The organism is Cryobacterium breve (assembly GCF_004402375.1).
GTDB lineage: Bacteria > Actinomycetota > Actinomycetes > Actinomycetales > Microbacteriaceae > Cryobacterium > Cryobacterium breve.
In genome coordinates this window covers 123,492-149,971 of the sequence record NZ_SOGJ01000015.1, presented here as the reverse complement: position 1 = coordinate 149,971, position 26,480 = coordinate 123,492, and the positions used below count along the sequence as shown (strand labels likewise).

Here is a 26,480-nt window from a genome sequence, read left to right as displayed (position 1 = left end):
CGAGCGAAAATCTCCGGGGCGCGGTCGAGCGATCGAACCCCTGGGAACTCCCCCTCTGTCGTCAGGCCTGAGAGCTTCACCGCCGCCGTTGCCGGAGCGATTTTCACCATGGGCGAGTCGCTGTGGTTCCGCGACTACTTTTCAGAGTGGCCAGTTCGATGCGGTACGAGTACCTGAGAGATTGTCGGGGAGGATTGCTCCTTCGGTGTTCGGCTGCCTGACGGCGTCGAACTCTCCCGCATCGACCTTGACGGCCCGATATTCACTTTTCGGGTCCAGCCTAGCGTGCGCCGAGCCCATGAGAGATGGTCGACCGGGTCCGAGCCGGGAAGAGCAGGCAGCGCAGGCGGACCGCCAGCATCGGCGGGCGGTGCAGGCGGTCCCGCGGTACCCGCGGGCGGCGTCACGGTGGATTGCAGGTTCGTCGCTTCCCGGTCGATATTCGTCGCGTCAAGGCCGGAACTCGGCTCCCCGCCCAATTGCGAATTGTCCACAAATCGTCCAGAACCAGGACTTACTTCACCAGAGGGGTGATACCTGAGTACCGGAGTCGTGGGGGAAGACGCCGTCGCCTCCACCGGCATCCGTCACCGCGGGCCACACTCGGCGCGTACCCTATGAGTCTGCCCGCGAATCATGCGGGTCAGAAGAAAGGCGTTCCCGTGGACAACACCCTCCTCCGGCACTTCATCGCCGTCGCCGAGGAGTTGCATTTTCCGCGCGCCGCGATGAACCTCAGCATCTCCACCCCGAAGTTGCGTTCCTCGATCGCGAAACTCGAGGCGAACCTCGGCGTCGTGCTCATCGACCGCACCACGGAGACCACCCGGCTGACCACCGCGGGCACCCTGTTTCTGACGGATGCCCGCACCGAGCTGGCTGCCTCGAACGAGCCCTGGAAGCCGCCGCTCCCGGCGGGCGGCAAGGCCAAGGCGGCGAAGGGCAAGGGCCGCGCACCCGAGGTCAAGGGCCAGCCGCGGCCCGGTAAGCGTCGCCAGGGGCGCTAGCCGGGGCTCTCCGTCGACCGCTACAGACCGTCCAATCGCGTCATGTCGACCGGTCCCTCTGCCGCGCGCACTCCGGTCGAGGCCCGGCGCCAAGCGGAGAAACTGGCTACCGAGCCGCTGTGCGGCTCCACCAGCCACGGCCACGGATGCAGCTCTGCCGCGCCCTCCGCATAGCGAGCGAAGCTCGGCACCGGTGCGGATGTGACGGCTGCGTCGAGGCCCGGAACGATCACGCGCGGGTCGCCCAGGTGCACGACCACCTCGCGGCGCCGGGCCAGATCCTGAAGGGTCTCCACCGTGAAGATCAGTCTCTTGCTCGACAGTCGCAACCGGGCCAGGGCCGGCTCGTCGAAGACGAAGACGGCCGGAAGGTCGGGATGCTCTGCGAGGGCCGGATCTGCATCGCCCAGGGAGTCCACCGTCAGAAGCACCGACCGGGCCGCGCGGCGCCGGACGACTGCGGCGGGTCCCCGCGTGATGGACAGCTGAGGGTCGCGGGTGAGGTTCGCCGGGGCATCCGTCACCGGAACCGGGGCGCGCGCCGCCGGGAACTGCTCGATCGGGCAGGCCCTGGCGAGCGGGCAATCGCGGCAGAGCTGCGGGGCCCGTTTCTCAACCTGCCAGCGGGCGAAGCCGTAGGGGGAACCGGTGCCGGCCCCCACAGTCCACTGCCAACCCAGCAGGTTGGCCGCACGGGAGCCGTCGAGCAGGTGCCGATAGAACACCTCCTGGCCGGCGTGCCACCCGGCGCCGGCGCGGACCGTGTACTGGGAGGCGAGCCACATCCGGGTCTGGTTGACCAGCCAGCCGTCGGTTTTCAATTCCGACACGACCGAATCGACGCAGTGCATGCGCTGCGGCCAGGCGGCGGGCTCGAAGTCCCCGGCCCAGGGTGCCTCGAAGCGCAAGTTCTGGTGCAGGGCCGCGCCCACCCGCGCGTAGAGGTGGCGGGCATATTCCTGCCAGAGCAACTCGTCCCGGAATTTGCGGGCGTCCCGGGCGGGTCCGTCGGCGACGTGCTCCCACACCCGGCGCAACGGCAACAGGGAGTGTCGAATATACGGTGAGAGCCGGGATGCACCGCGATCGGTTTCCGGCAGAACCTGGCTGCGCCTGGCCGCGTAGCCCGCGACCGAAAATGCGGCCAGGGCACGGTCGGCGCGGCTCTGGCCGCCCTGGATGCCGAGACTCGCCCGCACCTCGTCGTTTCCGTCGTTGTTGTCGTCGTCGTCGTCGTCGTCGTCGTCGTCGTCGTCGACCAGATGGTGCAGCCGGCGGCGCACGAGGGCCTCTGCGGTTCCGTCGTTCAGGGCGATGAGCACACTTGATTTTAGACTCCGGCGAGCTGTGGGCAGGCAGAGAAAAGGCCTGGGCCGGTCGCGATCATGCGATCACGACCGACCCAGGCCCGATGGTTCCGGGCAGGAGGCCGGGTAGGCCTACTTGCCGCGTAGGTTCGTGCTGGACGCCATCTCGTCAGCTTCATCGACGGACAGTTCGAGGCGCGCGAACGCCGGGTCGTCCGCGAACGACTTCATCCGAGCGATCTTGTAGATGATCAGGCCGTAGAGGGCCTTGGCCAGGATGTCAGCGATCGAGTAGCCGATCTGCTTGCCGACCCAGGCATCCGAGCCGTCGATGCCCAGCATGGGCAGCAGGTAGGCGATCGGGTAGACACCCCAGGTCAGCAGCAGCAGCAGGCGTAGCTGGCTGATCGTGCGACGCACACTCGCCGGCTGGCGGTCGAGGGACCTGGTCAGCTCGACGAACAGAACGTAGAGGATGTATGCGAACGGGATGGTCGAGAGCAGACCGAAGATTCCGCGAACCGCGTTGTCTCCGCTGAGCTCACCCGGGTATCCGAGGATGATCATCAGTGCCGAGGCCGGGATGAGGCGATAGAGCAGACTGGTTTGTACCTTGCGCGCCAATGCGAGAACCGCGATCAGTTCGAGCAGAAGGAGGGGAACGGTGAGGAGCCAGTCAACGTAGCGGTAGCCCTCGTTGAAGGACGCCCCGGCAACCTGCACGTAGTCGCCCGCACCACCGACGGCTTCGGTGACGAAGGCCGCTTTGAAGGAGTCGAAAATGCGGAAGTAGTGGTATGCGGCAATCGCACACACAATGGCAGCGACGGTCATCGCCTGCCGGTAGCGCGGGAGAATCCGCTTGAGAGAGGCGAGGATGAAGATCGCCGTGAAAAGCTGTGAGGCGATGACGAGCGAGAACATGTTGTAGACGGTGTCGTACTGAATCTGGGTGAGGGAATCGGGTATCACTTTGTCCTCCGGATGAGCGAAAAAGAACAGGGAATAGCTGTGCCGACGTGCCTTGCTGTGCTGCTTGATTGCTTGCGTACTGAAATGTCTGTCTGATTGCTTACTAGGAATTTAGTACGAGTTTCCTGAGTCTGGGCAGGGAGTATCGACACCGGTCAGACACGGAATCGGCACGGGAGCAGATGGCTGCCGATCGCAACCCTGAAGGCGGCGCTGGCTCTGCTTGCGCCGGCCGGTTCCCGCCTCGCGCCGCGTGAGGGTCACGGTCGCCGACGACACGCGCACTCGTCGATCTGGTTGGTAGCCGCCTATCCGCGGGCACCTCTCTGCTTCACGACCCGACGAAGGAGCAGCAGCGGCAACGTGACGGTTGCCACGGCCGTGACCAACCAGACCACGAGGGTGGCCAGGATCCAGGTCTGCCAGCCGGAGATGACCAGGCCGTTGCCCACGACGGATGCGATCAGAAGTGCCACGAAGGTCGATAGCAGCCCGACCCCACCCAGGAAAGCCGGCGCGTTGCGGGCGGTCAGTTTCATGATGAAGGGCAACAGGATGCTCTGCGCCGCGGCGAAGACGAGCACCGTGACGAGTAACCCCTGCCAGGTGAGTGTGAAGCCCTCGAGCACCAGCGAAGCCACCCAGAGGCCGAGCGCGGCGGAGCCGAGGAAGATCACCGCGCGGATCAGGAAACGCACCATGACTACTCCTTCTTCTTGGCAGCTGCCTTAGCCGCCCGCTTGGTTTCCCGCACCCGGTTCAGGGATTCGGGGTCGACGATGTCGGCGACGGATCGGAACGAGCCGTCCTCGCCGTAGGGGGCAGAGGCCTCGCGCCAGCCCGGCGCCGTGAGACCGAGCCGCTTGCCGAGCAGGGCCAGGAATATCTTCGCCTTCTGCTCGCCGAACCCCGGGAGCGCCTTCAGCCGCCGGAGGATCTCGGCGCCGTCCGGGGTACCGGCGGTCCATAGGGCGGACGCGTCGCCGTTCCAGTTCGTTTCGATCACCCCCGCGAGGGTCTGCGTGCGCGCGGCCATCGAGCCTGGATAACGGTGGACGGCGGGGGTGGCCCGGAACACCTCGACGAAGGCGTCGGAGTCGAAGCCGGCGATGGCCGACGGGTCGAGCGAGCCGATTCGGTCGCGGATCTTGGCCGGCCCGGCGAACGCGGTCTCCATTGCGATCTGCTGGTCCAGGAGCATCCCGAGGAGTAAGGCGAACGGGTCCTCGCTGAGCAGAGTGTCGGCGGCGGAATCGCCGGTAAGGTTCAGCATCATCCGCCCATTGTGCCACCGGCGGGGCGCCACCGGGATGCCCCTAGACTCGGCGCATGTCCCGCCTCGTCGTCGTCCTCCCGCTCAGTCCGCTTCGCACAGGCGACAGCTTCCCCGTGTCGGAATGGCCGTTGCACATCACGGTACTGCCTCCCTTTCACACGGATGCCGCGGTATCCGTCATCGCAGACGTCATTTCCGGTGTCCTGGCCGCTACGGCCTCTGGCCGCACCGCTCTCACGTCTGTCGCGGGCGCCGACGCCCTGTTCGGCCGGCGCGAGGACGTGCCGGTGACGCTCCTGGAAGACGACCCGCGCCTGGCCGGGTTGCACCGCGCCCTCGTCGACGCCGTGCGGCCGTTCGCCTCCACGCCCGATGAGCCCCTGTTCACTGGCCCCGACTTCCGGGCCCACATCACGATCAAGAACGGCGCCCGCGTGCACGCGGGCCAGAGACTCCCCCTCACCCAGGTCGCTCTCGTGGACATGGCGCTCCGATCGGCGGCAAGCGGGCGCACAGTGATCGCCGTGTTCTCCCTGGCTACACCGGGCGCGGCCGGAGCCTCCGTCGCATGACTCCGATGGCATGGCGACGATGTTCGCGCCGAAGGGTTCGAGTCGTCGGCGTGCTGGTACCTGCCCTGAGGGCTCGGCCCTGCGGTGAACCGAGGGATAGGGGGAACGGCAAGGCGGGCATCACGCGCGCTTATCGACGGAGCCGTCACGGGCGGTTTTTCCGCTCATCTTGATGCGACGGATGCTGCGCCGACCCGATCGCGCAGGACCGGTCCGGCTGGAGCTCACCTGCCGCCTGTCACCGCAGTCCCGGTCTGCCCGGCAGGCTTCAGGCATCCATTTCACGCTGAGTTCGACGGTTGCGGTCGAGTTCGGCTGGTGGGCCGGACGAGGTGCTCGTCAAGGTCTACGCGAGCACGGTGAGCGCCGCTGACTATCGGTCTCGCTCACGCTCAGTCCCAAAGGGGCTGGCCGTGCCGGTTGCGCTCGCGCTCGAAGTATTCCGCCCGCGCAAGCGGGTCTTGGGCATGGATGTCGCCGGCGTCGTCGAAGTTGTGGGCCTGGGCGTCACGTCGTTCAGGCCCGGTGACGAGGTGATCGCAATGCTCGGCAGCCGGTTCGGCGGGCACGCGGAATACGTCTGCATCTCGCAGGATGGCGTGATCACGGCCAAGCCACGCAACATGACCTTTACGGATGCCGTGACTCTCGTCTTCGGCGGAACCACCGCCCACGCTTTTTTCCGCCGCACCGCGATCAAACCGGACAGCACCGTTCTCGTGAACGGCGCATCCGGTTCCGTGGGCACGGCGGCGGTGCAGCTCGCCGCGCAGGTGGGTGCGCGAGTCACCGGTGTCTGCAGCGGCGCCAACCGCGAGCTGGTCACGGCGCTCGGCGCTGACCGGGTGATCGACTACACGGCGGAAGATTTCCTCCTCGAAGGGCGAACCTACGACGTCATCATGGATTGTGTGGGGAACGCCCCCTTTGAGCGCGCTGGGGCGTGCGTCAATCCCGGCGGTGCTCTGTTGCTCGTCATTTCCGATCTGAAGGGTCTTCTTCTGGCCGCTTGGAATACCAAGCGGAGCGGGAAGGTAATCGCCGCGGGCAACATCGAGAACACCTCGGAATCTCTTGCCTTCCTGGTCGGGCTCGCGGAATCAGGTCGGTTCCAGGCCGTCATCGACCGCACCTACGACCTTGCCGACATCGCCTCCGCGCACCGCTTCGTCGACACAGGGCACAAGAAGGGAAACGTCGTCCTCCGCATCGCGGCGAGTTGATCGGGGCTGCACAGCCGTGCCGGGGCGGCCGCGGTGCGGCGCGCGTCCACTTTGGCCGTGTCCCCTGCCGAACTCGACCGGACTGTCAACCTCGCCTGTCGCAGCCCGCGGAAGAACCCCGTCATTTGATCGAACAGCAGACCCGATGTCTTCTGTCCAGTTCCATGCCGCAGATGCCTTCACCGATCACGGGGTTCGGCGCTCCCATTCCGAGCTGGGGCGTGTGAAGTCCTCGCTCCCGGTAAAAGGGAACCCTGCGATACATCTGAGTGGACCACCGGATCCTGTCCGTCACAGCATGAGGCACACAGGATATCGCTGTGCTCAGCTCCTCTTCCTCAACCATCAGACCCGGAACGGGACGGTGCCCTACTCCAACACGAGCCTTGCCGCGAGTTCTCATCCGCCAGATGATCCGCTGAGAATGTTGCCGGCGAAATTCGAGTGGTGCGGCCGTCGATGTCGACCGACCTGTCGAGCTGGGCGAGGCTCCCCACCGCCCCGGCGGTCGAGACTACGAGGACAGGCGGGCACGCAGGCAGGCGGTGTCGCGCAGCCGGATAGACACGGCCCACCCACGACGGCCGCTGATACGCAGTCTGTGCAACGATGAATCGGCTGCAGTCAGATCTAGGGGTATCGGGGAAGTATGACCGCTCACGGCGTACCAGATAAGTCCGGCAAAGCGCTTGCGGCACTGCTGCTGATTGCAGGTGTGATTCTGACCGGATGTTCCGGCCCACCGGTCCCCGTCCGCGACGGCGAGAGCCCGTCGGCAACAGCAACGCCGCCGGCGACAGCAACGGCAACGCCGGGCCCGACTGAAGCGGCGCATCCGTCAGCTTCGGCCCCTGTGACAGACCTTTTCATCACTGCAACGACGATCGAACTTCGAGACGCGTCCGGCACGACCCTGTCCACGTTCGACTATTTTCAACCTGCCGGCGAGTTGGTTGCCGGGCTTTCCACGGCTTTCGGAAGCGCACCGATCTCGAAGCCCTTTATGGGCGGCAGCGAGGTGCCTCCGGGAACCAATTACATCTGGAGCGATATCCTGCTGACAGGCCCTGAGTCACCTACTCCATGGGACGGCGACTTCATTCTCGTGGATGGTGAGCCCGGCGGGGCGTCACCACATGAGCCGAACACCTGGGTGAAGGTTTCCTCGTCCGCCGTCAACGGTGTTCACATTAGAACCGTCGACGGAATCGCTGTTGGAGATGACGCCGCCGAGATCGCGGCAATACACCCCGACACCGCGCGCCCTCAAGGCGGCAGGCTCGATATTTTCGTTGGTCTCGTGCCACTCCCGCCCTTGGACTCCCTGACAGAACCGGCGTTTTCAGTCTGGCTCATCGCCGCCGACCCACTCGGCCCTATTTCCGAGTTCCGCTCTCCCTCACCGAACTGGGGCGCTTGAGGTCCTCACTCTCTCTGAGAGGACACAGCCTTTCGCGGTGAGGCTCCGGACCCGGAGACTCTGCAAATGGCGTTCCGACCATTGCAAGTGACCTCGTCTGGGAGTAGGCGAATGGCGGGAGGCTACGCCTCGGAGCCACGAATCCGACCTGAGCCCCGCGGGGAAGAAGTAGGCTCCGACCAGGCCCCACCATCACACCGTGGTGGACGTTGTTTTGCCACACCCGGACCCGGCTACACGTTGGAGCAAACTCTGCGGAGTGGCATCGCAGAGTAACCGTCGGAGCCTCGTTTCGCGCCCTCCTGATTGTCTCTGCAACGTCGCTGGCAGCAGCGTAGTGCCCCTACTCTCTGCCTTCCTCAAGCGGGATGAGCATCGTGCGAAATGGCCCGGCAACGGCATGGAGGTCCCAAATACGATCGGCGACGCCGTCGATGCCATTGACAAGCTGTAGCTGTGGGATGCCGCCGGGAATCACGAGTTGGCTGACCCGGACTCCCTCACCCTCGAGCGCGTCGTGGAGCATCTCACCGTAAGCGCTCTCAGCCGGGAAGGCGACCGATGTACCTGCGAAGTCAGCGCGGGCCTTCACCGAGGTTCCCCCGTTGATCATGATGATGCTGCCGCTTCCTGCTTGCCGCATTGCTGGGAGCACCGTGCGCACCGCGTGGATGAGACCGAGAGCCGAGAACTGCAGTGCCTCCACAGCCAGCTCTGGAGTCATCTCAAGCACCGGCTTCAGGTAGTCGCGCGATGGGAGCGGGCTATATTGCAGCGCGGTGATGGGCCCGAGTTCTGCCGCGGCACGCACAAGGGCATCCTCGAGCGCCGCCGGTACTCGTACATCCGCAGTGTAACCACTCACGGTGATGCCGGCAGTACTGAGATCCGCAGCCATGGAGTCCAGCTTCGTCTGGTTCCTCGAGATGAGGGCGACTGAGAATCCCTCGCGCCCGAACCTTCGCGCAACTGCTGCTCCGAGTCCCGGTCCAGCTCCGATGATGGCGATGACAGGCACGATGGTCTCCTTCGATTGCTGCTGCTGTGATGACTAACGCGAGGAGATAGAGCCTATACAGTGAACCTCTACTTCACCGGATTACCGGACTAAAACACGTCACGAGCAGCAGATAACGCCGCTGATCCAAGCCGAGCCAAGGAAGACCATCACGACTCGCTCGAGTTCAACGAGCTTCGCCATCGCAACTGATGCCGGAACGGACAACTGGGCGCCGTGCATCGGCCACACATGTCCGATATAGAAAAAGTTGCGGCCGGAACGCGGCTACACGTTGAAGCGGAACTTCACCGCGTTCCGTCACTAAAAGACGAGTAGAGCACTGCGGAGTGTGGCTATTTCAGGAGAATCATCCGGCTGAGGCTGGAATCACCAAGAACGACCAGCCTGACGACGTCCTCGGGCGACAGATCTCCTGAATTGGCCACACCCCGTGGTGCCCGACTTCGTCGCGCGAGGCCTGCCGCGTCCACTCATCCGACGGCCGCTCCGCTACCGCTAGCAACCGAATTCGCCCATTGCGGTCGAAATCGTCCCGCCCACCACGCGGACTCGACCGGATCTGGCGATCTCGGCGATCGTGGCCACAGATAGAGAGGGGCGACACGGGCCGGGACTGCGGCTACACGTTGAAGCGGAACTCCACCACGTCGCCATCCTGCATGATGTACTCCTTGCCCTCGATGCGGGCCTTGCCCTTGGAGCGGGCCTCCGCCACGGAGCCGGCTTCCATCAGGTCGTCGAAGGAAAAGATCTCCGCCTTGATGAACCCCTTCTGGAAGTCGGTGTGGATCACACCGGCCGCCTGCGGGGCGGTCCAACCCTTATGGATGGTCCAGGCCCGGGTTTCCTTCGGGCCGGCCGTCAGGTAGGTCTGCAGCCCGAGGGTGTCGAAGCCGATGCGGGCAAGCTGGTCGAGCCCACTCTCGGCCTGACCGGTCGACGCCAGCATCTCGGCGGCGTCCTCGGCGTCGAGCTCGCTGAGCTCGGATTCGAGCTTCGCGTCGAGGAAGACGGCGTTGGCCGGGGCCACAAGGGCGGCCAGAACGGCGAGCTTCTCGGCATCCTGCAGCACCGCCTCGTCAACGTTGAACACATAGATGAACGGCTTGGCCGTCAGCAGGCCCAATTCACGGATGGGCTCGATGTCGAGCGTGGCCGACGACAACGGAGCCCCAGCGTCGAGGATCGCCTGCGCCTTGAGCGCGGTCTCGAGCACGATAGGAGGCAGCTTGCGTCCCTTGACCTCTTTCTCGAAGCGGGAAACCGCCTTCTCGAGGGTCTGCAGGTCGGCAAGGATGAGCTCGGTGTTGATGGTCTCCATGTCGCCAGCCGGGTTCACGGCCCCGTCGACGTGCACCACATCGGGGTCGGCGAAGCCGCGGATGACCTGCGCGATGGCGTCGGCCTCACGGATGTTGGCGAGGAACTTGTTGCCGAGCCCCTCCCCCTCGCTGGCGCCGCGCACGATCCCGGCGATGTCGACGAACGACACCGGGGCAGGCAACAGACGCTCGCTGCCGAAGACCGCGGCCAGCTTTGCCAGGCGGTGGTCGGGCAGATTGACGATGCCGACGTTGGGCTCGATGGTGGCGAACGGGTAGTTCGCCGCGAGCACATTGTTCTTGGTCAACGCGTTGAAGAGGGTGGACTTGCCGACATTGGGCAGTCCGACGATTGCAATAGTAAGAGCCACGGGAACCCATCGTACCGTCTGCGAATCGTGGCCCGGTCGGCCGACGGAGACGCAGTGTCGTCGGCCCATGAAAGGATGAACCGGTGCCAGTCAACTTCACCGCCATCGACTTCGAGACCGCCAACTCCTCCAGCGCTTCGGCGTGCTCGGTGGGACTGGTGAAAGTTCGCGACGGCGAGGTTGTCGACAGAGTGGCGTGGTTCATCAAACCGGCCGTCGGGCACGACCTGTTCCTGGCCTGGAACATCAAGATCCATGGCATCCGGCCCACGGATGTCGCGGGTGCGGCAACCTGGGCCGAGCAGCTTCCCGATCTGGTCGCCTTCGCCGACGGCGACCACCTGGTGGCCCATAACGCCGGCTTCGACCTCGGCGTGATCAAGACGTCTTCCACCGTCGCCGGGCTGGCCGTGCCCGACTTCAGCTACGTCTGCAGCCTGCAGGTGGCCCGCCGCACCTACCACCTTGACTCCTACCGGCTCCCGGTCGCCGCGATGGCCGCGGGTTTCGAGGGCTTCGCCCATCACGACGCCCTGGCCGACGCGGAGGCCTGCGCGGCCATCATGATCCACGCGGCCGGCCGGCACGGGGCCGGCACGATCGATGAACTGGCCCGGATCACCGGCGTGAAAGTCGGCGCCATCGGACCGGTCGCCACCAAGGAGAAATCCGCAACGCACGGTCCGATGGCCCTGAACTAGGACCCGCGCAGCGCCGACGCGGCAGTGTCGGTGGCTACTGACAGAGTGGAACCATGGATTCCTGGCTCAGTCTTCTTCTCGGTCTCGTTGTCGGAGCCCTGCTCGGCACCCTGTTCACGATCGTCCTCCTGCAGCGTCGGGGATCGACGCAGACCCCGGACGAGGGGCCCGCGGTGGTTGAGGCGCGCCATGCCCTGGCATTGTCCGAGGTGCGGGCGTCCGAGGCCACTGTGCGAGGTGCCCTTCAGTCCGAATTGTCGGCGGCCTTGGCGACAGTCGACGGCCTGACCGGTCAAATCGACCATCACCGGGATCAATACCGGGAGCTGACCGAGCGGCGCGATGCCGATCAACAGGAACAGAACGAGCGGGAACGGCGCGAACACCTGGTGCTTGAAGCGCTCAGCCCCGTCAAGGAGACCCTGCGCACCATGCAGCAAAAGGTCACCGAATTGGAGACACAGCGCAGCGAACAATACGGCTCGCTCTCGGAGCAACTCAAGCAGGCCCAGCTCTCAGATGAACAACTGCGAGTGACCACCGAGTCACTTGCCAGCGCGCTGCGCTCGAACAGCACCCGGGGCGTCTGGGGCGAGACGCAGTTGCGTCGCGTGGTGGAGGCCGCAGGCCTCGCCCAATACGTTGACTTCACCACGCAGTCGAACATCACGACGGATGCCGGTCTCGGCCGGCCTGACATGGTGGTGCGTCTACCCGGCAACAAGTCGATCGCCATCGACGCCAAGGTTCCCCTCGAGCACTACATTGAGGCCAGCACGATTGCACTCACCGCTACCGGCGAGGAGGGTGCGCGCCGTAAGACACTCGTTGACAAGCATGTCAAGGCCGTACGGGCGCACATCGATGCCCTGGCCAAGAAGACCTATTGGGAAGGTTTCGACGCCAGCCCCGAGTTCGTGATCGCCTTCATCCCCAGTGAATCATTGCTCTCATCGGCACTCGAAGCCGATCCGTCGATCCTCGACTACTCATTCAGCAAGCGCGTTGCCTTGGCCTCGCCCGTCAACCTGTGGGCGGTCCTGAAGACCGTCGCCTTCACGTGGCAGCAGCAGGCCGTGACCGACGAGGCAAAAAAGCTCTTCGACCTGGGCAACGCCCTGTATCAGAGGCTCGGCACACTCTCCGGTCACGCCGAGGGGCTCCGCAAGGCATTGGAACGAACCGTCGACAGCTACAACAAGTTCGCTAACTCGCTGGAGACCCGTGTCCTGGTCACCGCCCGGCAGTTCCCCGGGATCGACGAAACAAAGATCAGTCTGCTCGCGGAACCCGCGATCATCCACGATTCGCCACGCAAGTTGACAGCACCGGAGTTTGGCAGCCCGGAGATTGGCAGCACGGAGTTCGCCGACGAACTGGTTGAACTCGACCCGGTCTGACGACCGAGCCGAGTCGACCGGTCATTCTCCTAGAGCCACTTTGAGGCGAGGTGCTCGCCGATCACACGACGCGAGGTGCCGGACTTCGAGCGGAGCACGATGCTCTCGGTTCGGATGATCGGGCCCTGGCGGCGCACGCCGTCGACGAGTCCGCCATCCGTGACGCCCGTGGCGACGAAGAAGGTGTTGTCGCCGCTGACCATGTCGTCGAGCTCGAGCAGCTTGTCGACGTCGAGGCCGGCCGCGATGGCGCCCGCGCGTTCGGCATCGTCCTTGGGCGCGAGGCGTCCCTGCATATAACCACCGATGGCCTTGAGCGCACAGGCCGTGGTGATTCCCTCGGGGCTGCCTCCGATGCCGACGCACATGTCGATGCGGGTCTGCCAGCGAGCCGCGTTGATGCCGCCGGCAACATCGCCGTCGCTCATCAACCGGGTGCCGGCACCGGCGCTGCGGATTTCATCGATCAGTCCGGCGTGACGGGGACGGTCGAGTACGGCGAGGACCATTTCGCCGACCGGCTTGCCGGTGGCCTTGGACAGCTCGCGAATGTTGTCGCCGATCGGCGCGTCGAGGCTGACGACTCCGCGGCCGGCGCCGGCCGTGACGATCTTGTCCATGTAGAACACGGAGGACGCGTCGAGCATGGTGCCGCGGGAGGAGACCGCGATCACGGAGAGGGCGTTCTGGCGTCCGGCTGCGGTGAGGCTGGTGCCGTCGATCGGGTCGACCGCGATGTCGCAGGCGGGCCCGGTGCCGTTTCCGACCCGCTCCCCGTTGAAGAGCATGGGTGCTTCGTCTTTCTCACCCTCTCCGATGACGATGAGGCCATCGAAGTTGACGGTGCCGAGGAATACGCGCATGGCGTCGACGGCTGCCTTGTCCGCGGCGTTCTTGTCACCACGACCAATGAAGGGAACTGCGCGAATCGCCGCGGCTTCTGTGGCCCGCACCAGTTCCATCGCGAGGTTGCGGTCGGGGTGCGTGAAATTGGGGGCGACTTCGGGGCTGTTCACAGATGGTCCTTCCCGGACGAAGAGTGCGGCAGTGGCATGACCCATCTTTGGGCCGGCACCGGCATCGGTGCTGCCTCGTTCAGCCTAGCGCCCGCTCCCCATCGAGGGGATGTCGGGGGGCTCTCGGGCTCCGGCACGACCGAAGACCCTTCTCGATAGGATGAGAGAACCGAAACGGTTCAACCGAGGAGACGCAACAATGCCCATCGCAACCCCAGACCAGTATGCCGAGATGCTCAACAAGGCCAAGACGAAGGGGTTCGCCTACCCGGCGTTCAACGTTTCGTCTTCGCAGAGCATTAATGCCGTCCTACAGGGCCTGACCGAAGCCGGCTCAGACGGCATCATCCAGGTCACCACCGGTGGCGCAGATTACTTCGCCGGCCACACGGTCAAGAACCGCGCATCCGGTGCGCTCGCGATGGCACGCTTCGTGCAGTCCGTCGCCGACAATTACCCCATTACCGTCGCACTGCACACGGACCACTGCCCCAAGGGCGCGCTCGAGGACTTCGTCCTCCCGCTCATCACCGCTTCCGAAGAAGAGGTGAAGGCCGGCCGCAACCCGATCTTCCAGTCCCACATGTGGGATGGCTCCGCCATCGCATTGGGCGAGAACCTGGAAATTGCCAAGGGCATCCTGAAGCGCACCCAGGCCATCAACGCCATCCTTGAGGTCGAGATCGGTGCCGTCGGCGGCGAAGAAGACGGCGTCGAGGGCGACATCAACGAGAATCTGTACACGACTCTCGACGACGCGCTGTCCATGATCGACGCGCTCGGCATGGGCGAGAACGGCCGCTACATGGCAGCCCTCACCTTCGGTAACGTGCACGGCGTCTACAAGCCCGGAAACGTGAAGCTTCGCCCGGAGCTCCTCAAGGAGATCCAGGATGGCGTCGCCGCCAAGCTGGGCGCCGGCCCGAAGCCGCTCGACTTGGTCTTCCACGGCGGATCGGGCTCCACCGATGCCGAGATCGCTGAGGCCGTCGCGAACGGTGTCGTCAAGATGAACATCGACACCGACACCCAGTACGCCTTCACGCGTGCAGTCGCCGGCTACATGCTGAGCAACTACGACAGCGTTCTCAAGGTTGACGGCGAAGTCGGCAACAAGAAGGTCTATGACCCTCGTGCCTGGGGCAAGGTTGCCGAGACGGCTATGGCCGCTCGCGTCGCCGACGCCACCCGCCAGCTCGGCTCTGCCGGCCAGTCGAACAGCTAGTACCGGATGACAATGGCCGAGAATTCTTCGTCGACTCCTCCGGGAACCCCTCCGGAGGATTCCCGGCCCCGTCCCCAGTACGGCGAGCTTGCGCCCGAGGGCTGGAGCTGGACTCCGACCCCGGATGAGCGCACGCTCGCCACACCGGCCGCACCCGGGCCGTCCACGGCCCCCGATACGGCTCAGCTCCCGCGCGGCACCGCGCCGCGGTGGGACCGCGCGGTCACGCTGAGCCTGCTCGTGCTCGGGCTGCTGTCCACGCTCTTCGCGGTCAGCCTGCTCGCCATGATCACCGATTCGATCCAGTTGATCTACACGCAGCTGGACCTCGGCGCATACGATCCGGACCCGTCCGTTCCCGGGCTGGTTACGGCCGGCATCGTCGGCGTGAGCCTGGTCTGGCTTGCTACGGTGGCAGGCGCAATCCTGCTGCTGGTTCGCGGCCGGCGTGCCTTCTATGTGCCGCTGATCGGTGCGGTCCTGTTTGTGGTCGTGTTCATCGCCTTCACCAGTGCTGTGCTGGCGACCGACCCGACGCTGCTCAACAACCCGAACTTGATGGACGTCTACGGCACGCTGTAGAAGTCAACGTTCCCACCGGGTACGGCATGCACGAAGCCCTCGGCGATCAGATCAGGTCTGATCGCCGAGGGCTTCGTGGTGAACGCGGCGCCGACTACTCCGAGCGGCTGACCCGACCGCCCAGTGCACGAGCATCCGTGTTGCCGGCCAGGTCCTTGCGCAGTTCCTTCGGCAGTGAGAAGAGCAGATCCTCCTCGGCCGTCTTGACCTCCTCGACGTCGCCGTAGCCGGCCTCTGCCAGATCTGCGAGGACCTCATGCACGAGCTCGTCGGGCACGGATGCCCCGCTCGTCACACCCACGGTAGCCACCCCGTCGAGCCACTCCTGCATGATCTCGCTGGCGAAGTCCACCCGGTAGGCAGCCTGGGCGCCGTACTCCAGCGCCACCTCGACCAGACGCACCGAGTTAGACGAGTTCGCCGAGCCCACGACGATGACGAGGTCGGAGTCGCGGGCCACCTTTTTGATCGCCACCTGGCGGTTCTGGGTGGCGTAGCAGATGTCGTCGCTGGGAGGATCCTGCAGGTTCGGGAAACGGGCGCGAAGTCGGCGCACGGTTTCCATGGTCTCGTCTACGCTCAGCGTGGTCTGCGACAGCCAGACCACCTTGTCAGGGTCGGGCACCTCGATGGTCTCGGCCTCGTCGGGGCTGCCGACAAGCGTCGTGTGCTCGGGCGCCTCTCCCGCGGTTCCCTCGACCTCTTCATGGCCCTCGTGACCGATCAGCAGGATATGGAAGTCGTCCCGCGCGAAGCGCACGGCCTCTCGGTGCACCTTGGTGACGAGCGGGCAGGTGGCGTCGATGGCGAGCAGACCGCGGTCGGCCGCGGCGGTGACGACGGCCGGGGACACGCCATGGGCGCTGAAGACGATGTGCGAGCCTGTGGGTACCTCGTCGACTTCCTCGACGAAGATGGCACCCTTCTTCTCCAGCTCGGAGACGACGTAGATGTTGTGCACGATCTGCTTGCGTACGTAGACCGGAGCGCCGTACAGCTCGAGCGCCTTCTCGACGGCGATCACGGCCCGGTCCACGCCGGCGCAATAGCCGCGCGGGGCGGCCAGCAGCACCCGTTTGTGTCCGACCACCGGGGTATCCTTGAGCCTGTTGCGTGCTCGGGGAATCCGTGGCATGCCAAGGCCGATCACAGGCGAATCCGTACTGATAGTCACCAACCCAGTCTATGGGGGCCCGACTGTGCAGTCCGTGGGAGGAACGATTGATGACGGACGCACCCCCTACCCTCGAGGCCCCGTGGCCGGTCGGGCTGTTGGCCAACAAGATCCGCGGCTACATCGAGCGTCTCGGATCGGCCTGGGTCGAGGGTGAGATCACCCAGTGGGGCGCCAGCGGTGGCAACGTTTACGGCAAGCTGAAAGACCTCACCGAAGACGCCACGGTCAGCTTCACGGTCTGGTCCTCGGTCCGCGCGAAACTCACCAGCGACTTCAAGCAGGGCGACCGGGTCATCGCCCTCGTCAAGCCCAACTACTGGGTCAAGGGCGGAACGCTCACCATGCAGGTGTTCGAGATGCGTCACGTGGGACTCGGCGATATGTTGGAGCGCCTGGAGCGACTGCGCAACCAATTGGCCGGTGAGGGCCTCTTTGACGCCTCCCGCAAGAAGCCGCTGCCTTTCCTCCCGCACTGCATCGGACTGATCACCGGCAAGGACTCCGACGCCGAGAAAGACGTCATCCGTAACGCCCAGCTGCGCTGGCCGGCCGTCAACTTCCACCTGGCGTACGCGGCCGTGCAGGGTGAGCGCATGGTCGGCGAAGTGACCGCAGCCATCCAGCGACTCGACGCCGACCCCGAGGTCGACGTGATCATCGTCGCCCGCGGCGGCGGCGACTTCCAGAACCTGCTCGGCTTCAGTGACGAGAAGCTGATCCGCGCTGCGGCAGCCTGCGTCACCCCGCTGGTCAGTGCCATCGGCCACGAGGCCGACCGGCCGCTGCTCGACGACGTCGCCGATCTTCGCGCGTCGACGCCGACGGATGCCGCCAAGCGCGTCGTCCCTGACGTCTCCGACGAACTCAACCGAGTGCAGCAAGCCCGCGCCCGTCTCAGCAACCGGTTGACCGGCATCCTCGCGCATGAGGTCGACCGCATCGGCCAACTGCGCTCACGCCCCGTTCTGAGCACCCCACAGTGGATCGTCGATTCCCGGTCCGAAGACCTCACCCGCTACGTCGCCCGCGGAGCCGAGCTGGTCGACCGGGCGGTCGAGCGCGCGGGCGCGGTGATCGTCGACCTGCGCTCACAGCTGCGCACCCTCTCACCCCAGGGCACCCTCGACCGCGGATACGCGATCGTGCAGCTGGAAGACGCCAGGGTCGTGCGGTCGCCCAGCCAGGCACCAGCCGGGACGACGCTCCTGATCACCCTCGCCGAGGGCGCCGTGGCGGCCACCGCTCACACGCCAGCCACCGCCGCGGCAACCTCCGACCCGACACCGTCGAATTAGATAATTAGAATGGACACCATGACCTCGGCAGCAGACGATATCGACGCCCTGAGCTACGAACAGGCCCGGGACGAACTCGTGCGCGTGGTGAACGCCCTCGAACAGGGTGCCTCGTCGCTCGAGGAGTCGCTCGCGCTCTGGGAACGCGGCGAGGCTCTGGCCCGTCGCTGCGAGGAGTGGCTGATCGGCGCCAAGGCCAGACTGGATGCCGCACGGGCAGGCCAGGTCGATTCCGCCGCATCCGCCGGATGAGCGCCGCCAAGCGCGCGCCCCGCATCGTCGCCGAGCTGGGACGACCGGAGACCCCCAGCGAGACCACGAGCAGGCTCGCTGAAAACTCCCGCAAGTACCGGTCCCACAAGACTGTGAACAATCTGGTCCTGTCGCTTCTGGCCACCCTCGGCATGGTGTTCGTGCTCGTGCTGATCGTTCCACGCAGCGAGGCACCGTTGAACCGCGCCGTCGACTTCGCCGCCGTGGCCGAGCAGGTGCAGATCGGAATCGACGAGCCTCTGCTGGTCCCGGAGCTCCCTGCCGACTGGACGGCCAACTCCGCGCAGTGGCGGGCAGGCGGGACCGACAAGATCCCCTCCTGGAACATCGGCTTACTCACCCCGGCCAACGAGTACATCGGCCTGACCCAGGCTCTCGGGGCCAACCCGAGCTGGCTCGCCAACGAACTGAACGACACAGCCGCCAGCGGCACCGTCACGATCGCCGGCGTCACCTGGGACGTGCACCGCAACCCGGAGCCGGAAAAAGACCGCGGCAACTTCGAATCCGCGCTCGTGACGGCCGCCGGCGACAGCACGTACCTTCTCGTCGGCACCGCCGATGACGACGAACTTGCCGCCCTCGCCGAGGTGCTTGCCGAACAGATCAGCATGAACGACACCGAAGGACAGTAATGGGCAAGGCAGCGACACCGGCAGAGGTCTGGACGGACCTTCAGCGCGGCAACGACCGATTCGTGAACGGCGAGCCGCAGCATCCGCGTCAGGACGTGGACCGCCGCGCCGAACTCGCCTTCGTGCAGACCCCCGACGCCGCCCTGTTCGGTTGCAGCGATTCCCGGCTGGCCGCCGAGATCATCTTCGACAAGGGCCTCGGTGACCTTTTCGTGGTGCGCAACGCCGGTCAGGTCATCTCCGATTCGGTGCTTGGCTCGCTCGAATACGCTGTGGCCGTATTGCAGGTGCCGCTCATCCTCGTGCTCGGGCACGACGGCTGCGGCGCCGTGCGCGCCGCCATCGATTCCCAAGCCGTCGACGCGCCCCCCCTGCCCGTTCACATCAACCGGATCATCGAGAAGATCGTGCCGGCCGTTCGGCGGGTCGCGGGATCCACGGATGCGTCGCCGATCGATCCCGATCAGGTCGATGCTCTCGCCGTCGGCCGCGAGCACCTGCGCGACACGGTGTCCGAGCTGCTCGAGCGGTCGGAGATGATCAGTGCGGCCGTAGCAGAAGGTACATTGGCTATCGTCGGGGCGAACTACCGGCTACTCGAAGGCCGTGCCGTGGCCGACATTGTCGTCGGCGTGGTGTAGCCGAGCCCAGCGTTGGCGGCGGGCTCCAGGGTACCGCCGCGCGTTCCCGTCTCGAAGAGATTCGAATCCAGAAGATTCCCAACCGAAAGGTAATACACACCGTGGTGGACAAGACCGCTGAAGCCGAGTACCGGATCGAACACGACACGATGGGCGAGGTCCGGGTTCCGATCGCCGCCCTTTACGGGGCGCAGACGCAGCGGGCCGTCGAGAATTTCCCGATCTCCGGCTCCGTGTTGGAGCCCGCCCAGATCGCCGCGCTGGCTCGGATCAAGAAGTCAGCCGCCATCGCCAACGCGAAGCTGGGGGTGCTCGACGCCGAGATCGCCCAGGCGATCGCCGAAGCCGCCGACCTGGTGGCCACCGGCCGCTACGACTCCGAGTTCCCGATCGACGTTTACCAGACCGGCAGCGGAACGTCCTCGAACATGAACATGAACGAGGTCCTCGCCACGCTCGCCACCCGTAGTCTCGGCCGTACGGTGCACCCTAACGACCATGTGAACGCGTCCCAGTCCTCCAACGACGTCTTCCCTACCTCTGTGCACCTCGCCGTCACCAGCGCCCTCATCGACGACCTCATCCCCGCGCTCGACCACCTGGCCTTTGCCCTCGAGGCGAAGGCCGAGCTGTGGGCCGGTGCCGTCAAGGCCGGCCGCACACATCTGATGGATGCCACCCCGGTCACCCTCGGTCAGGAGTTCGGCGGCTACGCGCGGCAGATGCGCCTCGGAATCGAGCGCGTGCGCACCGCCCTCCCCCGCGTCGCCGAGGTCCCCCTCGGCGGCACCGCGGTCGGCACCGGCATCAACACTCCGTTCGGCTTCCCGCAGCTCGTGATCGAGTTGCTCGTTGAGGAGACCGAACTACCGGTCACCGAGGCACGCGACCACTTCGAGGCGCAGGCCAACCGGGACGGCCTGGTGGACGCATCCGGTGCCCTCCGCACCATCGCGGTCAGCCTGACCAAGATCTGCAACGACCTGCGCTGGATGGGCTCGGGTCCCAACACGGGCTTCGGCGAGCTGAACATCCCCGACCTGCAGCCCGGATCCTCGATCATGCCGGGCAAGGTGAACCCGGTGATCCCGGAGGCCGTGCTGATGGTGTGCTCCCGTGTGATCGGCAACGACGCCACCATCGCCTGGTCGGGCGCGTCGGGCTCCTTCGAGCTCAACGTGGCGATCCCGGTGATGGGCACGGCCTTGTTGGAGTCCATCCGCCTCCTCTCGAACGCGACCCGCGTGCTCGCCGACAAGACCGTCGACGGCCTGACGGCGAACGTTGAGCGCGCCCGCGCGCTGGCCGAGTCCTCCCCCGCAATCGTCACCCCGTTGAACCGGGTCATCGGCTACGAGGCAGCGGCCAAGGTCGCCAAGCATTCGGTGGCTGAGGGGGTCACCGTGCGCGAGTCCGTCATCGCGCTGGGTTTCGTCGAGCGCGGTGAGGTCACCCTCGAACTGCTCGACACCGCCCTCGACGTGCTCAGCATGACTCGTCCGCCCCAGCCCCGGTAGCCCTCGACTCCTCGCCCGCCGGCACTCACCAATTCGACGGAGATTTTGCTCCCGAAGGCCCGCTTTCGTTCCGAAAGGGGGTTTTGAGGCAAAATCTCCGTCGAATTCGTCAGGGCGCTAGCGCACCTCGTTGCCCTCAAGCATCTCCGTGACGAGGGCGGCGATCGCGCTTCGCTCCGAACGGGTCAGCGTCATGTGGGCGAACAGCGGATGTCCCTTGAGCGTCTCGATCACGGACGCCACCCCGTCGAAGCGGCCCACCCGCAGGTTGTCACGCTGGGCCACATCGTGGGTCAGCACCACGCGCGAGTTCTGACCGATCCGGCTGAGCACCGTGAGCAGCACGTTGCGCTCGAGCGACTGGGCCTCGTCCACGATCACGAAGGCGTCGTGCAGTGACCGGCCACGGATGTGCGTGAGCGGCAACACTTCCAGGATGCCCCGCTCGATCACCTCCTCGAGCACGTTCTCGGACACGATCGCCCCGAGCGTGTCGAACACCGCTTGGGCCCACGGGCTCATCTTCTCAGCGGCGTCTCCGGGCAGGTAGCCGAGCTCCTGACCACCAACCGCGTAGAGCGGCCGGAAGACCATGATCTTGCGGTGCTGCTGACGTTCCAGTACGGCTTCCAGGCCGGCGCAGAGGGCGAGCGCCGACTTCCCCGTGCCAGCCCTCCCCCCCAACGACAGGATGCCGATCTCCGGGTCGAGCAACAGGTCGATGGCCAGCCGCTGTTCCGCTGAGCGGCCCTTCAGTCCGAAGACGTCCCGATCGCCGCGCACGAGCTTCATCTCACCCTTGCCGGTCACCCGGCCGAGCGCCGAGCCGCGGTCGGAGTGGATGACCAGGCCCGTGTTCACCGGCATGTCCTGCACGAGACGCGTGTGCACGACCTCCTTGTCGTAGAGCTCGTCGATCAGGTTGGAGCCCAGCGTGATCTCGTCCATGCCCGTCCAGCCGGAGTCCACCGCGAGCTCGTGCCGGTACTCCTCCGCGGTGAGGCCGAGCGAAGCCGCCTTCACCCGGAGCGGCAGGTCTTTTGTGACGACGGTCACGTTCAGGCCGTCGTTGGCCAGGTTGAGGGCCACTGCGAGGATGCGGGAGTCGTTGTCGCCGAGTTGCAGGCCGGAGGGGAGCACCGACATGTTCGAGTGGTTCAGTTCCACGCGGAGGCTGCCACCCTCGCCGACCGGAATCGGGAAGTCCAGGCGTTCGTGTTTCACCCGGAGCTCGTCGAGAAGCCGCAGCGACTGCCGGGCGAAGTATCCGATCTCCGGGTCATTGCGCTTGGCTTCGAGCTCCGCGATGACCACGACCGGCAGTACCACGGCATGCTCCGCGAAGCGGAAGATCGCCTTGGGATCGGAGAGCAACACCGATGTGTCTAGAACGTAGGTGCATTCGGCCTGCCCGACCGTGGCCGTCCGGTTCGAACCCTTGTTGTCGATCTGATTAGCGGTCACAACCACTCCCACCCCGTGCCCCGTGAGGCACAGATTGTGTTGGCGAGCAGCCACAGGGTTCTCGAGCCGTACTTATGTGGCCGTCTCGACCAGGCGCCATACCTGATGTTCTCGACGCTACTTATACAAGCCCAGCAAGGGAAGAGCGACACGCGCATTCGAAACAGACGTTCACCGGGCAGTCATCATCCGGACTATGCCCCGACCGGCACGCAATGGTCAATAGATCACCGCTGTCGCATACGACGTGAACGCGCCGCGCAGCATGTCGACCGTGTGCGGGCTGAGGGCCGCGTGGGTGCTGATCCGCACGGTGCCGCCACGCGTGGTCGCCGTCACTCCGTGGTTGTGCAGCGCGATGCTCAGCAGCGTGAGCTGAGCGGCCGGGGGTTCGAGCACCAGGATGCCAGCACGCTCCCGGTCGTCCCTGGAGGAGACGACGGGCACGGCGAACTCGTCGGCCAGATCGATCAGCTGCGCCACATTCAGGTTGATTGCGTCCTCGATCGAACGGATGCCCACGTCGGCCACCTCTTCGAGGGCGGCCGCGAACCGGGCCTGGGCTATGGCGTCGCCGTTGCTCACCCGGAACGCGTTGGCGCTGCGGCTCGGCGGCGGCACCTCGTCCCACGGCTCGACGGTGTCCGTGCCGGTGAAACCGGAGAACACGGGGACCAAGCGTTCGACGGCGCGGTCGCTGAGTGCCAGGAACCCGGTGCCCCACCCGGCTCTGGCCCATTTCTGGCCGCCCGAGGCGACGACATCCGCCACCTCGTAGGGGACATCCACCGACCCGAGGCCCTGGATGGCGTCGACGATGAGCAGGCGGTCGCCGATGACCTGACGGATGCCTTCCAAGTCCACGCGATAGCCCGTGCGGGAATCGACGAGGCAGACCGCCACCGCGGCGGTGGCCGGGGTCAGTTGTGCCCGGATCTGCCCGGGGGTGACCCGACCGTGGTCGGTCTCCAGCCAGATCGGGGTGACCACGCGCAGAGCCTCCGCCGCTCGCACGGCCGCGAACGGCACCGTGGGGAAATCGCCGCGCGAAAGCAGCACCGGCCCGGTGAGGCCGAACATGGCGTGCATGATCCCGGTAGTGGTGTTGGGTTCGCAGACGACCTGGTCAACGCGGAAACCGGTGGCGAGGGCCACGGCGGCGCGCAGCCGTGCGTCCTGCGTTCCGAAATGGTCGAGGCTGCCGAACCGAGCCCGGGACAGCGCATCCGTTTGGCCGAGGGTCTCGGCGACCACACCGGCGGACAGCGGTCCCACCCGGGCGTAGTCGAGGTAGCCGGGCTCTTCGAGAAACCCCTTCAGATAGCGCTCGAGAACGGTCATGGGTTCTCCTACCCGCCGAACCGGCGCTGGCGGCGAGCAAAGTCGCGCAGGGCGCGCAGGAAGTCGACCTGGCGAAGGTCTGGTCCGAGCGCTTCCACGAAATAGAATTCGCTGTGCGCGCTCTGCCAGAGCATGAAGTCGCTGATGCGCTGCTCCCCCGAGGTGCGGATGACCAGGTCGGGATCAGGCTGACCCCCCGTGTAGAGGTGCGCCCCGATCAGCTCGGGGGTCAGGGTCTCCGCGAGGTCTTCAAGGGTCTGGCCGTTCTCGAGGTGCGCCCCGACGATGCTCCGCATCGCGTCGGTGATCTCGGTGCGGCCGCCGTAGCCCACGGCGAGGTTGATATGCAGACCTTTCTTACGGGCCGTGCGCGCCTCCGCGGCGTTCAGGGCGGCGACCAACGGCTCGGGCAGGCCGGCCTTGGACCCCACCTGCTGCACCCGCCAATCGCGGTACCGGGAGAGCTCTTCCGCGAGCTTCGCGATGATCTTCATCAGCTCCTGGAGCTCGTCGCTCGGCCGGTTGGTGAGGTTGTCGGAGGAGAGCAGGTACAGCGTGACGACGGAGATGCCGAGGTCGTCACACCATTTGAGGAATTCCCGCATCTTGGCGGCACCGGCCCGGTGCCCGTGAGCGGCGGAGTCGAAGCCGAGTTGCCGAGCCCAGCGCCGGTTGCCGTCGATGATCATGGCGACATGGTCCGGCAGTACATCCGGAGTCAACCCTCGGCGGAGACGACGCTGGTAGACCCCGTAGAGAATGCCGCGCGCCCATGGAATTTCCCGTTTCTGCACATATTTACGCTAGCCCACTCGCGACCGTTGCGTGCCGCACGGGGCATGCACGCTGTCGTATTCTTGCAGCATGGCCCCAGCGAGTGACATCCCCAACCTGCCGTTGTTCGAGGACAACCTGCCGCAGCCGGTGGAGGTCAAGCCCACTTGGCGAGGCTGGATCCACGCCGGAACCTTCCCCGTCACGATCGTGGCCGGCATCGTGCTTCTGCTCGCCGCCGACGGCACCGCTGCTCGTGTGAGTTCGCTCGTATTCGTGCTGAGTTCGATGCTTCTGTTCGGCAATTCAGCCCTGTACCACCGGTTCAACTGGGGCCCTCGCACAAAAGTGATCCTCAAGCGGATCGACCATGCCAATATCTTCCTGCTGATCGCGGGCTCCTACACTCCAATTTCGGTGCTCGCCCTTCCACCAGCCAAGTCCGCTTTGCTCCTGTCTCTGGTCTGGGGCGGCGCCTTCCTCGGAATCGCATTCCGGGTGTTTTGGATCAATGCCCCGCGCTGGCTGTACGTTCCGCTATACCTGGCGCTCGGATGGGGCGCGCTCATGTTCATCGTCGACTTCTTCCAAGCCAACGCGGCGATGATGACACTGATCATGATCGGGGGGCTGTGCTACTCCGTGGGTGCCGTCATCTACGGCATGAAACGGCCCAACCCCCTCCCGGGCGTGTTCGGCTTCCACGAGATCTTTCACACCCTGACCGTGGTGGCCTTCCTCTGCCACTGGGCGGCGATCATGATCATCGCCACCAACCCGATCTACCCGTAGCCCCGCCGACCCGGTCCGCGTGCCGGTCTACGCCTTGTCCGCGCCCGCCGGGTCGGCGTCGGCAGCGGACTTCGCCGCAATCTCGGCCTGCAGTCGTTCCTGAATTTCGGCACGGTAGGTGTTGCGGCGCACGCGCCGAGCCATGTCGATGGACAGAAGCACCGTTCCGACGGCCACGACGGCAATCGCGACGAAGCCCGCTGGGCCCGGCGTCACCGTGTTCGGGTCGAACTCGGGCGAGGGGGTGGCCGCTGCGACGATGCTGACAAGCGGGGCGAGGACGACGAGACTCATGCGTCGTCCCTCACTCCGGCGAAAAGGTCGGATTCAGGTATCACGGTGTCCACTTTCGATTCGACGAGCTGGAAGTCCTCGTAGGGCCAGGCCTCACGGATGAGATCGTTCGGCCAGAAGAAGAAGCTGCTGGTGGGAGAGACCTGGCTGGCATGTGCCCGGAGTGCCGCGTCCCGCGCCTCGAGGAAGTCTCCGACGGGAACATGGGTCGTCGCCAGCTTCGGGTAGTCCTTCATCCATTCCCTGGCCGCTTCCAGCGGCTCCAACAGGGGCGACTCGGGGTCCTTGACGCTCAGTTCCAGGAACATGGCATCGATGCGTTCGAGGTTGAAAATCCGGTCGTAATAGAGTTTGTCGACCTGCCAGGGCGCACCGGCATCCGGGTACCGGGTCGGGTCGGCGGCGGCCCGGTAGGCCTCCATCGACACGTCGTGGCAACGGATGTGGTCGGGGTGCGGGTAGCCGCCGTTCTCGTCGTACGTGATCAGGACCTGCGGTCGGAAGTCACGGATGAGCCGCACGATCGGCTCCGCGGAAATCTCCACGGGGATGTCCGCGAACGAGTTCGCGGGCACCGATCCATCGTCGTTCATCCCGGAATCCTGGTAACCGAGCCACCGGTGCGCGACCCCGAGAACGCCTTGCGCCTCCGCCATTTCCAAACGACGAAGTCCGGCGAGGTCACGTTCGGCCAGCGGATGTGCCAGCAGGTCCTCGTTCAGGATGCTCCCCCGCTCGCCGCCCGTGCAGCTCAGGATCATGACCTCGGCGCCGAGGCTCCGGTAGTGGGCGTAGGTGGCGGCACCCTTGCTCGACTCGTCGTCGGGATGGGCGTGCACCGCCAAGAGTCGCAGCGACATGA

General features: G+C 65.6%; 27 protein-coding genes and 2 riboswitches. Of the genes, 14 read left to right on the top strand and 13 right to left on the bottom strand.

What is annotated here, in order from left to right; all coding sequences use genetic code 11:
• Positions 1 to 48: 48 nt before the first annotated feature.
• Positions 49 to 150: riboswitch (glycine riboswitch) on the bottom strand.
• 1 nt (position 151) lies between these two features.
• Positions 152 to 249: riboswitch (glycine riboswitch) on the bottom strand.
• 413 nt (positions 250 to 662) lie between these two features.
• Positions 663 to 1,007 (top strand): LysR family transcriptional regulator, encoded by a 345-nt coding sequence (locus E3O65_RS06565; protein ID WP_241985845.1) that lies wholly within the window; start codon positions 663 to 665, stop codon positions 1,005 to 1,007.
• Positions 1,008 to 1,027: 20 nt separating this feature from the next.
• Here the strand turns inward: E3O65_RS06565 and E3O65_RS06560 are convergent, their stop codons facing one another.
• The 4 genes from E3O65_RS06560 to E3O65_RS06545 all read right to left on the bottom strand — a co-directional run bounded on the left by E3O65_RS06560 (position 1,028) and on the right by E3O65_RS06545 (position 4,562).
• A complete protein-coding gene (locus tag E3O65_RS06560; protein ID WP_198411721.1) occupies positions 1,028 to 2,329 on the bottom strand; it encodes an FAD-binding domain-containing protein in 1,302 nt (433 codons plus the stop codon).
• A 117-nt stretch (positions 2,330 to 2,446) separates the two neighbouring features.
• Positions 2,447 to 3,286 carry a bacteriorhodopsin gene (locus tag E3O65_RS06555; protein WP_198411720.1) on the bottom strand — a complete coding sequence of 280 codons (840 nt, stop codon included), beginning with the start codon at positions 3,284 to 3,286 and terminating at the stop codon, positions 2,447 to 2,449.
• 308 nt (positions 3,287 to 3,594) lie between these two features.
• Complete coding sequence (locus E3O65_RS06550) at positions 3,595 to 3,987, bottom strand: phage holin family protein (RefSeq protein ID WP_134362932.1); 393 nt, start codon at positions 3,985 to 3,987, stop codon at positions 3,595 to 3,597.
• Positions 3,988 to 3,989: 2 nt separating this feature from the next.
• Positions 3,990 to 4,562, bottom strand: a complete 573-nt coding sequence (locus E3O65_RS06545) for an HhH-GPD-type base excision DNA repair protein (protein ID WP_134362931.1) — start codon at positions 4,560 to 4,562, stop codon at positions 3,990 to 3,992.
• 53 nt (positions 4,563 to 4,615) lie between these two features.
• Between E3O65_RS06545 and E3O65_RS06540 the strand changes: the two genes are divergently transcribed.
• The 3 genes from E3O65_RS06540 to E3O65_RS06530 all read left to right on the top strand — a co-directional run bounded on the left by E3O65_RS06540 (position 4,616) and on the right by E3O65_RS06530 (position 7,777).
• Positions 4,616 to 5,134, top strand: coding sequence for a 2'-5' RNA ligase family protein (locus E3O65_RS06540; protein WP_134362930.1), 519 nt, complete (start codon positions 4,616 to 4,618; stop codon positions 5,132 to 5,134).
• 332 nt (positions 5,135 to 5,466) lie between these two features.
• On the top strand, positions 5,467 to 6,357 hold the full coding sequence (locus E3O65_RS06535; RefSeq protein ID WP_277870455.1) for an NAD(P)-dependent alcohol dehydrogenase: 891 nt from the start codon (positions 5,467 to 5,469) through the stop codon (positions 6,355 to 6,357).
• Positions 6,358 to 7,006: 649 nt separating this feature from the next.
• Positions 7,007 to 7,777: a hypothetical protein gene (locus E3O65_RS06530; protein ID WP_134362928.1), complete on the top strand. Its 771-nt coding sequence runs from the start codon at positions 7,007 to 7,009 to the stop codon at positions 7,775 to 7,777.
• A gap of 343 nt (positions 7,778 to 8,120) precedes the next feature.
• Here the strand turns inward: E3O65_RS06530 and E3O65_RS06525 are convergent, their stop codons facing one another.
• Positions 8,121 to 8,795 carry an SDR family NAD(P)-dependent oxidoreductase gene (locus tag E3O65_RS06525; protein ID WP_134362927.1) on the bottom strand — a complete coding sequence of 225 codons (675 nt, stop codon included), beginning with the start codon at positions 8,793 to 8,795 and terminating at the stop codon, positions 8,121 to 8,123.
• Positions 8,796 to 9,417: 622 nt separating this feature from the next.
• Entirely contained in the window at positions 9,418 to 10,491 is a 1,074-nt protein-coding gene (gene ychF / locus E3O65_RS06520; RefSeq protein WP_134362926.1) for a redox-regulated ATPase YchF, read from the bottom strand.
• A gap of 83 nt (positions 10,492 to 10,574) precedes the next feature.
• Between ychF and E3O65_RS06515 the strand changes: the two genes are divergently transcribed.
• Complete coding sequence (locus E3O65_RS06515; RefSeq protein ID WP_134362925.1) at positions 10,575 to 11,192, top strand: exonuclease domain-containing protein; 618 nt, start codon at positions 10,575 to 10,577, stop codon at positions 11,190 to 11,192.
• 53 nt (positions 11,193 to 11,245) lie between these two features.
• On the top strand, positions 11,246 to 12,592 hold the full coding sequence (locus E3O65_RS06510) for a DNA recombination protein RmuC (RefSeq protein WP_134362924.1): 1,347 nt from the start codon (positions 11,246 to 11,248) through the stop codon (positions 12,590 to 12,592).
• A gap of 29 nt (positions 12,593 to 12,621) precedes the next feature.
• On the opposite strand, the gene glpX is transcribed toward E3O65_RS06510, so the two are convergent.
• The gene (gene glpX / locus E3O65_RS06505) at positions 12,622 to 13,554 is read right to left on the bottom strand and encodes a class II fructose-bisphosphatase (RefSeq protein WP_241985859.1); all 933 of its coding nucleotides are present in this window, start codon (positions 13,552 to 13,554) and stop codon (positions 12,622 to 12,624) included.
• Between the two features lie 253 nt (positions 13,555 to 13,807).
• Between glpX and fbaA the strand changes: the two genes are divergently transcribed.
• The gene (gene fbaA / locus E3O65_RS06500) at positions 13,808 to 14,833 is read left to right on the top strand and encodes a class II fructose-bisphosphate aldolase (RefSeq protein WP_134362922.1); all 1,026 of its coding nucleotides are present in this window, start codon (positions 13,808 to 13,810) and stop codon (positions 14,831 to 14,833) included.
• A 12-nt stretch (positions 14,834 to 14,845) separates the two neighbouring features.
• Complete coding sequence (locus tag E3O65_RS06495) at positions 14,846 to 15,415, top strand: DUF6264 family protein (protein ID WP_134362921.1); 570 nt, start codon at positions 14,846 to 14,848, stop codon at positions 15,413 to 15,415.
• A gap of 94 nt (positions 15,416 to 15,509) precedes the next feature.
• On the opposite strand, the gene E3O65_RS06490 is transcribed toward E3O65_RS06495, so the two are convergent.
• A complete protein-coding gene (locus E3O65_RS06490) occupies positions 15,510 to 16,550 on the bottom strand; it encodes a 4-hydroxy-3-methylbut-2-enyl diphosphate reductase (protein ID WP_134363002.1) in 1,041 nt (346 codons plus the stop codon).
• Positions 16,551 to 16,639: 89 nt separating this feature from the next.
• On the opposite strand from E3O65_RS06490, the gene xseA reads away from it, so the two are divergent.
• The 5 genes from xseA (at position 16,640) to E3O65_RS06465 (ending at position 20,953) form a co-directional block, all read left to right on the top strand.
• Positions 16,640 to 17,887, top strand: coding sequence for an exodeoxyribonuclease VII large subunit (gene xseA, locus E3O65_RS06485; protein ID WP_134362920.1), 1,248 nt, complete (start codon positions 16,640 to 16,642; stop codon positions 17,885 to 17,887).
• 9 nt (positions 17,888 to 17,896) lie between these two features.
• Positions 17,897 to 18,139 carry an exodeoxyribonuclease VII small subunit gene (locus tag E3O65_RS06480; protein ID WP_134362919.1) on the top strand — a complete coding sequence of 81 codons (243 nt, stop codon included), beginning with the start codon at positions 17,897 to 17,899 and terminating at the stop codon, positions 18,137 to 18,139.
• A complete protein-coding gene (locus E3O65_RS06475) occupies positions 18,136 to 18,795 on the top strand; it encodes a DUF4245 domain-containing protein (protein ID WP_134362918.1) in 660 nt (219 codons plus the stop codon). Before E3O65_RS06480 ends, E3O65_RS06475 begins: the two co-directional genes overlap by 4 nt.
• Complete coding sequence (locus E3O65_RS06470; protein WP_134362917.1) at positions 18,795 to 19,436, top strand: carbonic anhydrase; 642 nt, start codon at positions 18,795 to 18,797, stop codon at positions 19,434 to 19,436. The genes E3O65_RS06475 and E3O65_RS06470 overlap by 1 nt, the downstream gene beginning before the upstream one ends.
• Positions 19,437 to 19,540: 104 nt before the next feature.
• Positions 19,541 to 20,953, top strand: a complete 1,413-nt coding sequence (locus E3O65_RS06465) for a class II fumarate hydratase (protein ID WP_422386406.1) — start codon at positions 19,541 to 19,543, stop codon at positions 20,951 to 20,953.
• A 117-nt stretch (positions 20,954 to 21,070) separates the two neighbouring features.
• Here the strand turns inward: E3O65_RS06465 and E3O65_RS06460 are convergent, their stop codons facing one another.
• The 3 genes from E3O65_RS06460 to E3O65_RS06450 form a co-directional block, all read right to left on the bottom strand.
• Positions 21,071 to 22,402 (bottom strand): PhoH family protein, encoded by a 1,332-nt coding sequence (locus tag E3O65_RS06460; RefSeq protein ID WP_241985857.1) that lies wholly within the window; start codon positions 22,400 to 22,402, stop codon positions 21,071 to 21,073.
• A gap of 234 nt (positions 22,403 to 22,636) precedes the next feature.
• Positions 22,637 to 23,758 (bottom strand): aminotransferase class V-fold PLP-dependent enzyme, encoded by a 1,122-nt coding sequence (locus E3O65_RS06455; protein WP_134362914.1) that lies wholly within the window; start codon positions 23,756 to 23,758, stop codon positions 22,637 to 22,639.
• A gap of 8 nt (positions 23,759 to 23,766) precedes the next feature.
• The gene (locus E3O65_RS06450; protein WP_134362913.1) at positions 23,767 to 24,552 is read right to left on the bottom strand and encodes an isoprenyl transferase; all 786 of its coding nucleotides are present in this window, start codon (positions 24,550 to 24,552) and stop codon (positions 23,767 to 23,769) included.
• Between the two features lie 70 nt (positions 24,553 to 24,622).
• Here E3O65_RS06450 and trhA point away from each other — a divergent pair, with 70 nt between their 5' ends.
• Entirely contained in the window at positions 24,623 to 25,324 is a 702-nt protein-coding gene (gene trhA / locus E3O65_RS06445) for a PAQR family membrane homeostasis protein TrhA (RefSeq protein ID WP_134362912.1), read from the top strand.
• A gap of 27 nt (positions 25,325 to 25,351) precedes the next feature.
• Here trhA and E3O65_RS06440 read toward each other — a convergent pair whose 3' ends face one another.
• The gene (locus E3O65_RS06440) at positions 25,352 to 25,618 is read right to left on the bottom strand and encodes a hypothetical protein (RefSeq protein WP_134362911.1); all 267 of its coding nucleotides are present in this window, start codon (positions 25,616 to 25,618) and stop codon (positions 25,352 to 25,354) included.
• Positions 25,615 to 26,478: a mycothiol conjugate amidase Mca gene (mca, locus tag E3O65_RS06435; protein ID WP_174722270.1), complete on the bottom strand. Its 864-nt coding sequence runs from the start codon at positions 26,476 to 26,478 to the stop codon at positions 25,615 to 25,617. Before mca ends, E3O65_RS06440 begins: the two co-directional genes overlap by 4 nt.
• Positions 26,479 to 26,480: the final 2 nt, after the last annotated feature.